This window comes from Armatimonas sp. (assembly GCF_031410135.1).
Taxonomy (GTDB): domain Bacteria; phylum Armatimonadota; class Armatimonadia; order Armatimonadales; family Armatimonadaceae; genus Armatimonas.
Genome location: NZ_JANNYP010000923.1, coordinates 1 through 11,589 on the forward strand (window position 1 = coordinate 1; position 11,589 = coordinate 11,589).

At 60.6% G+C, this 11,589-nt stretch carries 10 protein-coding genes; 4 read left to right on the top strand and 6 right to left on the bottom strand.

Annotation, left to right across the window (positions count from 1 at the left end):
• Positions 1-249: 249 nt before the first annotated feature.
• Positions 250-606: a CBS domain-containing protein gene (locus RMO15_RS32945; protein ID WP_309723532.1), complete on the top strand. Its 357-nt coding sequence runs from the start codon at positions 250-252 to the stop codon at positions 604-606.
• Between the two features lie 178 nt (positions 607-784).
• Here RMO15_RS32945 and RMO15_RS32950 read toward each other — a convergent pair whose 3' ends face one another.
• The 3 genes from RMO15_RS32950 to RMO15_RS32960 form a co-directional block, all read right to left on the bottom strand.
• Entirely contained in the window at positions 785-1,558 is a 774-nt protein-coding gene (locus tag RMO15_RS32950) for a DUF72 domain-containing protein (RefSeq protein ID WP_309723535.1), read from the bottom strand.
• Positions 1,555-3,240 (bottom strand): exo-alpha-sialidase, encoded by a 1,686-nt coding sequence (locus tag RMO15_RS32955; protein WP_309723538.1) that lies wholly within the window; start codon positions 3,238-3,240, stop codon positions 1,555-1,557. The genes RMO15_RS32950 and RMO15_RS32955 overlap by 4 nt, the downstream gene beginning before the upstream one ends.
• Before the next feature lie 160 nt (positions 3,241-3,400).
• Positions 3,401-5,398, bottom strand: a complete 1,998-nt coding sequence (locus RMO15_RS32960) for an NAD(+) synthase (RefSeq protein WP_309723541.1) — start codon at positions 5,396-5,398, stop codon at positions 3,401-3,403.
• A 170-nt stretch (positions 5,399-5,568) separates the two neighbouring features.
• On the opposite strand from RMO15_RS32960, the gene RMO15_RS32965 reads away from it, so the two are divergent.
• Positions 5,569-6,558, top strand: a complete 990-nt coding sequence (locus RMO15_RS32965) for an ATP-binding cassette domain-containing protein (protein ID WP_309723544.1) — start codon at positions 5,569-5,571, stop codon at positions 6,556-6,558.
• Here RMO15_RS32965 and RMO15_RS32970 read toward each other — a convergent pair.
• From RMO15_RS32970 to truB, 3 genes are read right to left on the bottom strand one after another with little or no spacing between them, the layout of a single operon-like run.
• Complete coding sequence (locus tag RMO15_RS32970; protein ID WP_309723547.1) at positions 6,555-7,268, bottom strand: class I SAM-dependent methyltransferase; 714 nt, start codon at positions 7,266-7,268, stop codon at positions 6,555-6,557. The two genes, RMO15_RS32965 and RMO15_RS32970, sit on opposite strands and share 4 nt — an antisense overlap.
• A gap of 20 nt (positions 7,269-7,288) precedes the next feature.
• Complete coding sequence (gene ribF / locus RMO15_RS32975) at positions 7,289-8,167, bottom strand: riboflavin biosynthesis protein RibF (protein ID WP_309723550.1); 879 nt, start codon at positions 8,165-8,167, stop codon at positions 7,289-7,291.
• Positions 8,164-9,000, bottom strand: a complete 837-nt coding sequence (gene truB / locus RMO15_RS32980; protein WP_309723553.1) for a tRNA pseudouridine(55) synthase TruB — start codon at positions 8,998-9,000, stop codon at positions 8,164-8,166. The genes ribF and truB overlap by 4 nt, the downstream gene beginning before the upstream one ends.
• Before the next feature lie 77 nt (positions 9,001-9,077).
• On the opposite strand from truB, the gene RMO15_RS32985 reads away from it, so the two are divergent.
• Both RMO15_RS32985 and RMO15_RS32990 read left to right on the top strand, forming a co-directional pair.
• A complete protein-coding gene (locus RMO15_RS32985) occupies positions 9,078-9,917 on the top strand; it encodes a hypothetical protein (RefSeq protein ID WP_309723556.1) in 840 nt (279 codons plus the stop codon).
• Positions 9,918-9,931: 14 nt separating this feature from the next.
• Positions 9,932-11,589 (top strand): glycoside hydrolase domain-containing protein (locus RMO15_RS32990; protein ID WP_309723559.1); only part of this gene is annotated, 1,658 nt, incomplete at its 3' end.

Genomic DNA, 11,589 nt, shown 5'->3' on the forward strand with positions numbered 1-11,589 from the left:
CACTTTTTTAGCTTCTTCAAGCGTGTCGTAGGCGTTGGGCGAGGGCAGCTTCCACTCGGGGATTTTGTACTCAGGGGCGGCGTTGCCCCGAATCCAGAGAACACCACCGAGCCCGACAAGAACGGCGAGGGTAGTGCCACAGCCCACCTTGAGACCACGTTTTACTTTACTCATGGGATGTAAGACGCAAGTGGTGGCTTTTGGTTACGCTTTGCAGGAAAATTGCAGGGAAAAGCCGAAAGTTGTTTCATGACCACACTTGCTGATGTCACCCTTCATACCGTTCCCGTTGTTGATCCCCAGAGCAGCCTCGCCGAGGCCATTGCGCTGCTAAAAGCCGACCCGCTCCAGACCGTGGTGCTGGTGGGCGATGAGATGTACATGGGCATTCTCAACGCCGTGATGCTGGAGTCGTCGCTGATTCCCACGGATGTAGACCTTGCGACGCTACAAGTCGGCCCCTACGTGCGCCCTACCCGCCCGCTCCGCCCCGAAACCACTATCGCCGACGCTCGCGCCGTGCTGGAGCGTAAGGGTGTTCTGGCACTGCCTGTCGTGGCGGGCAATGTCTATCAGGGCGTTGTTACCCGCGCCGAGCTGGGGTAGGAATCTGCCTGTCGCCGCTTCGGGCCATCTCCCTGCCGCTAAGACGGCTTCCCTCTTCCCTGGATCGCTCGTCCCTCGCTAGGAAGAGGGACTTTCGGAATTGTCCCTCTTCCCGCGACGAAGGAGCAAAAGGGGAAGAGGGACAGCGCTCTAAGGCGCAGGGAGATGGCCAATACCCCTAGAACAAGCTCATCTGCTGCTGGCCGGGCGGAGTGGGAAGGGCAAGTCCGAGGTGCTTTCGCAGCTCGAAAAGCGTGGCGGGGGCGTGGCCTTCATAGTAGTTGCGGACATGGACAAAGACCACTCCTGAGGCGGCTCTGAGCTGCTCGGCCCAGTGATCTAGCTCGGTGTCTTTGAGTAACACGCGCTGATCGAAGTGCTCGACGCTGTTCTCTTCACCCAAGAGTCGGAGGTAGGTCAGCGGTGCTCCAGGCACGGCGACGCGATCCGTGGTGGCAAGCTGCATGCCGCGCTCGGCAAGCAGGGAAGCGATCTCGCTCTGCTGCCAGCCACTCTCCCGTAACTCGACTGTCAAAGGAAAGGCATACTCTGCCAGTCCATCGGCGAAGGTGAGGAGGTTGCGTGCCTCACCGGGGCCAAAGTCGGGCGGGAGCTGAAGCACGAGCCGTCCGAGCTTTTGGCCAAGATTGTCCTGCATGAGCGTGGCAAAGTCCCGCGCCTCTTTCACCGACGCGGGGCCGACCAAGCGCCGCTCGTGAGTGACGAGTTTGGGGATTTTGGCGGAGAACTTAAAGCCCGCCGGGGTCTGCCGATCCCACTGCGCCAGTGTGGTCTCCTTAGGCGGCGCGTAGAAAGTAGTGTCCAGCTCAATGGCATCAAAGACCGTCGCGTACTCGGCCAGCAGGCGCGTGTCGGGCGTTCCGAGAGCATAGAACGGCCCGCGCCAGTCCGGGTAACTCCAGCCCATCGTCCCAAAGTAGACCAGGCTCATACGAGCTTTGCCTCACGCATTGCCTCAAAGACCAGTCCCGCCATGACTTTTGCACCTTCCGCATTGAAGTGCGTATTGTCCTCGACGCCTTTGGGATAGTTGGGGTTCTCGCCGGGCTTGAGCTGCAAGAAAAGCTTGCGCGACGGCTCGGCACCAAGCTCTTTCAGCGGCTTTTCGCTCAGCCGGTGATGATCTATCAGAGGCGTTTTGGTGGCATTAGCGACCTCGCGTACCAAGTCGGGGTAGGCTCCGTGAGAGTCGTAGAACTTGCGCTCGGCATCGAAGCGGCGGCGCATGACGGGGGTGAGCAGCACGGGATTGCCGCCGCGCTGGCGAACCTCGGTCACAAAGCGAGTAAGGTTGGCTTTGTAGTCCTCAGGTGGGGTGTAGCGCTCGCCTTTACCCTTCGATTGATCGTTGTGGCCGAACTGAATTAGAACCCCGTCACCTTTCTGCACCCGAGCCAGCAGCGCGTCCCAGCGCTTCTCGGCAAGAAAAGACTTGGTGCTGCGGCCATTGACCGCGTGGTTCTCGATGCGAAGCTTGCTCTCGTCCAACAGCAAGCGCAGCGCCTCGCCCCAGCCGGTCTCGGGGCGTTTCTCAGGGAGCTTCTCGGCCATAGTGGAGTCGCCTGCCAGAAAGAGCGTCGGGGTGCGGGTGAGGTCTTTGAGGGCAAACCGAGCGAGCGTGATAGTCTCGTACGCGCCTTTTTCGCCGCACTCGTAGAGGCAGGCCAGGGCAGTGCGCTTCAGCACCGCCAGGTCCGAGTACGCGCTTGGGCCGCTATGTAGCGTCAGCCGCCGCTCCCAGGTCTTGCCATCGTCGCGGCTGGCACGCACGGTCAGGTTTCTACGCCCCTCGCGACTGGCGGGGTTGGAGAAGAGAATCGTCTTCTTGTCGGCACGGCGGATACTGGCCTGGCAGATGGGCTCGATAAGGGAAAAATCGGGTCGCTGCTCGCTCCAAGAAAGTCCTCCATCTCTACTCACTGCCACTTGCCGCGTCCGTGAGCTGGGGTCGTAGCTGCGCATGTTGAGTAGGAGGCTGCCGTCGGTGCGCTCGACCACCTCGCACTCGTTCACCTGATCGCGCGGCGTGGTTCCGCCGAGCTTCCAGCTCACCCCATGGTCGTCGCTGTAGATCACGTGCGAGAAATAGCGCTTGGTCTTGGCCTCGATATGGTCGCAGGGAATCACCAAGCGCCCCGTTTTTCCGAGCTGAATCCCCGCCCCCGGCCCCGTGGCGTACCACGTCCACTCGGGGAGCTTGACATCCACCGTGATCTCTTTGGGGGGCGCCCAGGTCAGTCCCTCGTCCACGGATGAGGTGACAAAAACGCGGCGCGTGTCTTTACTCGCCTGAGCGATAATCTGCGGCTCTTTATCGTCGCCCCGGTTCCAGGTCAGCAGGAGCCAGATCGTCCCGGTCTGTGTGTCCACCACCGGCGCAGGGTTCCCACACGTGTTGCCTGCATCGGCCCAGACCACCTGCTGCTCACTCCAGCTCGCGCCGTTGTCGGTGGAGCGGCGCAGGAGAATCTCAATGGTGCCACTATCGCCCGCCCCAGAACGCCGCCCCTCACAGAACGCCAGCACCGTCCCACGCTTTGTCACCACCAGCGTCGGAATCCGGTAGGACTTGTAGCCGCCCTGGCCACTCTTCCATAAAACGTCTTGAGTCATTTTTTTGTATCCACGATGGAAATCATCCGGTTAGCCTGCACGGTAAACGTGTGGCTATAGGGCCTTCGGCCGCCTCCTCGTTCCTCGTCGGTAGATATTTCCGAGCGAAGCGAGGCGGCGGAACGCCCCATTGCCGGACGTTTACCGTCCATGTTCCTTGTCAGGGCACATTCGCCCGCAATTCTTCCAGCCAGAGTGTCGCTTCCGAGTCCGAGGGGGCGCGCCAGTCGCCTCTTGGGGAGAGGCTGCCGCCGCTGCCGACTTTGGGGCCGTTGGGGACGCATGTGCGCTTGAACTGACTGGTCTTGAAGAAGCGCCACAGAAAGACTTCGAGCCACTTTTTAATGGTCGGCAGGTCGTAGGCGTCCCCGACCGAGGCGGAGAGATAGGCGACTTTACTCGGGGTGAAGCCGAAGCGTGTGATGTAGTAGAGATTGAAGTCTTGGAGCGCGTAGGGCCCGATCTTCTCCTCGGTTTTCTGCGCGGGCTTGTCGCTGCCCTCGCCACCGGGGATCAGCTCGGGGGAGATCTCGGTGTCGGCGATGCTGATGAGAATCCGGCTGGCCTCCTCGCCAAAGAGGCTCTTCACGGCTACCCAGCGAATGAGATACTGGATCAGGGTCTTGGGCACTGAGGCATTGACATTGTAGTGGCTCATGTGATCCCCCACACCATAGGTACACCAGCCCAGCGCCAGCTCGGAGAGATCGCCGGTTCCTAGCACGATGCCGTTGTGAAAGTTAGCAAGGCGGAAGAGATGGCTGGTGCGCTCGCCCGCTTGGACGTTCTCAAACGTAATGTCGTAGACCGGCTCGCCGCCATGAAACGGGTGGCCCAGGTCTTTGAGCATCTGCAAGCATGAGGGGCGAATGTCCAGCTCCGTGGCCGTAACTCCCAGCGCGGCCATCAGGGCATGGGCGTTGGATTTCGTGTGGTCGCTGGTGGCGAAGCCGGGCATGGTATAGGCCAGGATATTGGTGCGCGGCAGGCCCAGCTTGTCCATGGTGTTGCAGGCGACGATCAGCGCGTGCGTGGAGTCTAGGCCGCCGCTCACGCCAATCACGATTTTTTCTATCTTGGCACTCTGGAGACGCTTGTGCAGGCCGTGCACCTGAATGTTGTAGGCTTCGTAGCAGTGGGCATCGCGCACGGCAGCGTCATCGGGGACGAATGGGAAGCGCTCAATGTGGCGAATAAGTTTTGTCTCGGCGACGGGCGGCTCAAACGAGAAGTGAATCTTGCGCATCGAGGCCAGCTTCCCTTGCTGGTCGTGCACCGAGTCGGCGAAGCTGGTCTGGCGCATCCGCTCTTGTGTCAGGCGCTCTAAATCAATATCGGCGAGAATCAGGTCCTCGTCCTCCGAGAAGCGCTCGGACTCGGCCAGCTTCTCCCCGTTTTCGTAGATCAGCGCGTGACCATCCCAGGCTAAGTCATTCGTGCTCTCCCCCGGCCCCGCCGCCGAGTAGAGATAGGCAGACAGACAGCGTGCCGACTGCCCTGCGGCAAGCGCTTTTCGGTACTCCGCTTTTCCCACCGTGATATTGCTCGCCGAGAGATTCGCCAGAATTGTCGCTCCGGCCAGCGCCCCAAAGGTCGAGGGCGGCAGCGGCGTCCAGACATCCTCGCAGATCTCCACATGCAGCGCAAAATCAGGCAGATTGGTGCAAGAGAAGACCAAATCGGAGCCCAGCGGCACGGTGCTCCCGAAAAGCACGACTTCTTTTGCGACAACATCGCGGCCCGAGGCGAACTGGCGCTTCTCGTAGAACTCCCGGTAGCTCGGCAGGTAGGTCTTGGGAACCAGCCCCAGAAGTTTCCCTTTTTGCACCACGGCACAGACATTGAGCAGGCGACTCTCGACCCGCAGCGGTAGCCCGACGAGCAGCACTGTCTCCCACGCCGCGCTCGCCGCGATCACACGCGCAAGAGCTTTCTCGGTGGCATCCAGGAGTGCGGTTTGGTGGAACAGATCGTCGCACGAGTACGCAGAGAGCCCCAGCTCCGGGAAAAGCGCCACAGCGGCATGCTGCTGCGCGGCACGGGCGGCCAGCGCAATCGTGTGCTCGGCATTGTAGACCGGATCAGCGACGCGCACCAGCGGGATACAGACCGCCGCCCGGACAAAGCCGTGGCGGTACGGATTGAAAAACGGCAACATAATGTTATCTTACCTCAATTCTATTTTGTGTCATTTTGACACTTTATGTATTAACAAAGTTGCAACACTTTCTCGCCTTCGAATCTCTTTCCAGGGCTTCAGGGATACGGCTTGCCTGCCGATACTTCTACCAGGTGTCTTTCGACACCCCCGTTTCAGGAGGCTAGCAGATGCCGGATACAGCGGCGCCAGACAACGATATCGTACTGGATATTCAGAATATTCATCGGCTTTACGAACCCACTCATGCTCTTAAGGGAGTGAGCTTTCAAGCACGTCGCGGTGAGGTTCTGGCACTGGTTGGCCCTAATGGTGCCGGTAAGACCACGCTCGGAGCCATTATCGCCCAGCGGGAGAAGCCCGATATGGGGAGAGTTCTCTACTACCTGGATGAGGGTGAGACTGAGGAGCCCGATCCTTCTCAGATCGGATTTTTCCCCGGCGACAGTAGCTACTACATGAGCCTTGCCGTGGAGCGCTTGCTCTACCATGCCGCCACCCGTAAAGGACTCTCCGGCGGTGAGGCTGCTGAGGCAACCCAGTACTGGCTGGACCGCCTGGGAGCCACGAGCCGTCCGAACATGCCGCTCGCCAGCTTCTCAAAAGGCAACCAGCAGAAGATTCAGTTCGCCGAGTCCGTGCTCCACGGCCCGAGCATCGTCTACCTTGATGAGCCGTTCAATGGCCTTGATCCGGTGAACCAGGAGTGGTTTATTGGGCTGATCCGTGAGCTCCAAGAGACTGGGATGACCATTCTTATCAGCGATCACCACATGCATCTTTTAGAGCGCATTGCGGATCGGATTCTGATCATGCACCAGGGCAGGCTCGTCGCAGATGGCACGCTTCCGACCCTGCGCCAGCGCTCGCAAGTGGGCCTCAGTGTTCGGCTACGTGTCGTGGACCCGATGGCGGTGGATCTCAAGCCCTTCAAAGACCACCCCGCGATTCGCTCTGTGGAGCGCACGGCGAGCGGTGATATTCGCATGCTGGTCAGTGCTGCCGTCCCACGCAACGATGTCCTCAACTTCGCCAAGCAGCGCCTGCGCCTCACTGAGATCCTCGCCGAGCCCGCCAGCCTGCACGATATCTATGTCACGGTTTTCTCTGTCCAGAGCGCCGATACTGAGCTCAATGAGGCAATCCAAGCCGCCGCCTAGTCGGGTTTTCGGGCGACGGCGAAGATGGTCAGGCCGAAGGGCAGGCTTACCCGCAGTGCCAGCTTCGCCTCGGCGTCCAAGAGGCATCGCAGGATTCCATTGAAAGGCTCCGGCGTGGGCCGGGCATCGGCGTGGGGCACGGTGTCTTTTTTCTGGAGTACATTTTGTAGCTTCCGCACCACCCAGACCGCCGGTAAAAGCGCGGAGACGGTGTAGGAGAGCTGCACGATTTGGAGCCCAGCGCCCTCTAGCAAACGCCGGACTTCCTCAGCTCGGTAGCGCCGCTGGTGCATCAGAGCGACATCATGGCCACTCCAAAGCGACTGGTAGGCCGGCACGGTCACCACGGCAACACCTCCCGGCTTAAGCGCCCGCGCCAGCTCACGCGCCGCGAGTTTGTCGTCGGGAATATGCTCTAGAACGTCCAGCGCAATCGCCGCATCGAAAGTTCCTTCGGCAAAGGGCAGTGCGGTCGCGGAGGCCAGCACGAGATTTCCATGCCCCCGCTCCCGGCAGAGTGAGAGTGCCAGCGGCTCCAAGTCCAGCCCGACCGGCTGTGCAAACTCACGCAGGCGATCCAGTGTCCCACCGGTGCCGCAGCCCATGTCCAGTGTGAGAGGATTTTCGGTGGTACAGAAGCGCTTCAGGGCCGCGCAGATCAGGTTACGACGCGCGACAAACCACCAGTGGCGGTCTTCTAAACGTCGCATCTGAAGATAGTAATCCCGGTTCATGCCCCCCCCGCCCCCACACGTGGGGGAGCCAGAATCCGGGCCACATCCGCCGCCATTTGCACCAGCAGCGCTTCTAAACTCTCAAACTTCACGGTACCCCGTAGAAAATGCACAAACGAGAGTGTGAGGGCTTGTCCATAAATCTCTTCGTCGAAGCCGTCCATGAGAAATGCCTCGACGGTCAAGAGGCCACTATCAGTGACGGTCGGGTTGGTGCCGATGGAGATCGCGGCGCGGAAAATACGGCCATCGGCAAGAGTCGCCTGGCCTGCATAGACTCCCGCAGCGGGGATCAGCACCGCAGGGTGAGCGGCGAGGTTTGCAGTCGGGTAGCCAATCGTACGGCCTAGCTTGCGCCCGTGCACAATCTCACCCGTCAGCGTGTAAGGGCGGCCTAATAAGCGGGTCGCCTCGCTCACCTGCCCGCCCGCCAGCATCTGCCGGATCACCGTAGAGCGTGCCGGAACTCCCTCGACAAAGACAGCGGGCACCACACCCACTTTCAAACCCGCTGCCTGTAGCGCCGCGATATCGCCGCGCCGCTCACAGCCAAAGCGAAAGTCCTCGCCCACAACGATGAGCTCAGGCTGGTGCGGTTTTAAGACACTCTCGATAAAAGCATCGGGCGTGAGGGCGGCAAAGGCATGGTCAAAGGCAATCACCTGAACTCTGTCCGCACCGTGCTCTTGGAGCCGTGCCACACGCTCATCGAGTGTCCCAAGTAGCTTGGGCGTGCGCCCCGGCGAGAGCAGTGCCGCCGGGTGTGGGTCAAAGGTCAGCGCCCGCACAGGCAAGCCACTGGCTTTTGCCGTTTTCAGAAGTGCCTGGTGCCCACGATGAACCCCATCAAAAACCCCGATGGTCAGTGCCGTCATTCCGCAAATACCTTGAAGGGCTGCCAGTGCCCGCTCTCCCAGCGCAGCAGTGCAAGCAGGCGCTCGTTGTAGAGCGCCGCACACTCGCTCCCCTCCTCCCCAGATGGTGAGGAGGGTATCACTTTTCCTAGCTTTAGCTCAGCGGCATCGTGGTCGCTGACGGTGACGGTCGGCCAGCCGAGGGCTAGGTGCATGGGGAGAAGCTTCTCTTCGGTAATCTCGTCCAGTCCAATAGCATCTGCCAGGTGGTACGGCCCGACGGCTTCTCGTGCCAGGGTTGCCATGTGGGCAGGCAGCTCCAGTGCCGCTCCAATATCTTTGCAGAGCGTACGGATATACGTCCCTCCCCCACACGTTACACGAATCATGGCACTTGCCAAGAGTTCGATGGCGTGGATGGTGATCGTGCGAGCCTCACGCTCGACGGTGATCCCTTGGCGCGCCAGGTCATAGAGACGCTGACCGTTGTGGTGGAGAGCGGAGACCATCGGGGGGACTTGCTGTATCTCCCCAACAAAGCGAGGAAGCACGCTACGGAGCGCCTCTTCTGTTAGCCCAGACGCGTCGGCTTGCTCGGTGACGGTTCCGCTGGCATCTTCCGTGTCGGTGGCCGTGCCAAAACCAATCGTGGCAAGATAAACTTTGGGCTCCAGTGAGAGGTGAGGTAGTAAGCGTGTCGCCTGGCCCACGGCCACCAGCAGCACCCCGGTAGCGTCGGGGTCTAGTGTCCCCGCATGCCCCACCCGTTTTATCTTTAGCGTCCGCCGCACTCGGCTCACCACATCGTGGCTCGTCATCCCAGCGGGCTTGTGAATATTAAGAAATCCGTCCATGCAATCGTGCGCGGCCCTCAGCAGGCGGCTTCCTCCAGTGTACCACTCTCCGTATTACGGTTATAATAGGCACCATTATGGGAGTTGTTATCATTTTTGTCTGGGGCCTTATCACAACGATCCTCACCGTGGGTATTCGATTACTGATCAGCGGTAGTGACTTCGATCCGATGTCTTTCTATCTCTGGCACCTTGTCCCCGTCGGGGCCATCATCACCGGTTTTCTCGCGGCATCGGGCTACCTGCTGGCGATTCGCTTAACCCGCACTCAGCTTCGTCCTTGGATGCTCCCGACCATCCTAGCGCTCCACCTATTAGCCTACTTCGGCGGGGAGTTTCTGGTCTTCAAGCTCTTGAACCTGCACCATACAGCAGACGGCTCACCCGTGGGTTTCTGGGAGCTTTTTGACCTCCAGACCCGGAACTACACCATGATGGGCCTCTCTGCAGGCAAGGATGCTGGCAAGCCACTGGAGCTCTGGGGGTATGGCATTCGTTTTCTGGAAGTCGTGGGCTTTATGGGAGGTGCTTTCGCGGTGCCAATGGCAGTGGCAAACGTCCCCCTGTGCCCCACCTGCAAGCGTTATCAAAACCGTGCCTCACTCGGACTCATCAGCGCTCTACCGAACGAAATTGAGAAAACCCAGCGGATTCTCAACGAGCTTCAGGAAGCGCTAGACAACGGCAATGCAAAAGCCTTCTCTGAGCTGCTGACCGAAAACCGAATACCGGAGGAGAAAGGCCGAATGCCCGGCACACTGGTGGCTTTCTCGCTGGTTTGGTGCCCCGCCTGCCAAACAGGCGTAGTAGCAAGTACAACCACGGGTGCGGATGGTGAAGCGCTGATCGAGGAGGCTCTCACCCCCGACTTTCTGAAATCGCTCGACTTGACCCGTCTCGTGGTTCACTCCCTCTAAACGGAAAACCTTTCATGCCACAAATCCTTGTCTTCACCGCCCCTCGCGAGCGCCCGATCCGTCGAGTGGATGCACCACCCACCACGCCCAATGCAACGTTTATCGGAACCGCACGCCCCGGTGAGTTCTTTGTCTTTCAGCTCGCGTTTGTGGCGAGCGAAGGCGGCGGCGCGGTGGGGTTTGTGCCCGGTGCGCTAGGAGCGATTCCGGCGAGTGCAGTGCGCTGCCTGAGCCTAGGCGGCGTGGATGCGCAGGGCAAGGCGTTTACAAAGCGGCTGACGCTCAAGCCGGGGAAGACCCAGGTGCTCTGGGTCGGGGTGGAGGTGCCCAAGTCGGCGCGGGGGCAGTGCGTGGGGACACTGGCCGTGACCGTCGGGGCGGAGCGTGTACCAGTTGACGTAACTCTCCAGATTTCTGGAAAAGCCATCAATGACCACGGCGATTCCGTGGCGGCGAACCTCTCCCGCCTGCGCTGGCTGGACTCCACGGCGGGAGCGGAGCTGACCGTGACCAAGCCGTTTCTCCCAGTGCAGGTGTCGGGTGCGAAGGTAAAAGTACTGGGGCGGCAGCTCACACTGGGCAGCGACGGCTTACCCTCACAGATCGAGAGTGCCTTTAACGGTAGCAACACCAAGCTCGGCAAGCTCACGCCGCTCCTCGCCGCCCCGATGCGCTTTGTGGTGGAGACGGCAAGTGGGCAAGTTGCCTGGGCCAGCAAGCGTGGGAAGCTCGCCCGCACCAACACAGAGGCAACCTGGTCGGCCACAAGCCACGCGCCAGGGCTTACGCTGGAAGTGAACGGGCGGCTCGACTACACCGGCTCGGGCTCGCTGACGATGCGCCTTATCGCGGACAAAACGACCGAGGTGCGCGATATTGCCTTGTTCACCTCGATCTTGCCCGAGCGGGCGAAGCTTATGATGGGCCTCGGGAAGCAGGGCGGCGCGGCCCCCAAGACCTGGGACTGGAAGTGGGACACGAAGAAGCACCAGGACGCGCTCTGGCTGGGCGAGGTCAATGCGGGGCTGATGCTGCGCCTCAAGGGCGCGAACTTCCGCAGGCCATTGGTGAATATCTACTACGGCTTTCAGCCTCTCAACCTGCCCGAGAGCTGGGGAACCGGCGGGGTGCATGTCGAGAATGGGACGATCCGAGCGTTCTCCGGCCCACGCACCCTCGCGGCTGACGAGATGCTCGAATTTACCGTGGACTTCTATCTGACGCCCTTCAAGCTCCTCAACACCGAGGCGCAGTGGCACGATCGCTATATTCATCTCGGCGGCTCCAAGTCCCCCGAGCCGCACGAGAAAGCCGTCGCGGAGATGGACGACAAGCGCGGCCCCAACGTCCTCAATGTGCACCAGGCGACGTTCTTCTCGCCCTACATCAACTACCCCTACGCAGACGCGTCGTTCGGGGCGCTCCAAAAACTCACCCAGGCGGCGCATGCGAAAAACACCAGGGTGAAAGTCTACTACACCACCCGCGAGATCACGCAGAACATGCCAGAGCTGATCCCGCTGCATAGCCTGAACGGCGAGGTGATTGTCGCCGGGCCAGGCAAGAATGCCAAGACACTGATTCACCCCAATGGCCCCCACCCGTGGCTGGTCGAGAACCTTGGGGAGGACTTTATCCCGGCGTGGGTTGACAAAGTCGGTGGCCCCTACGC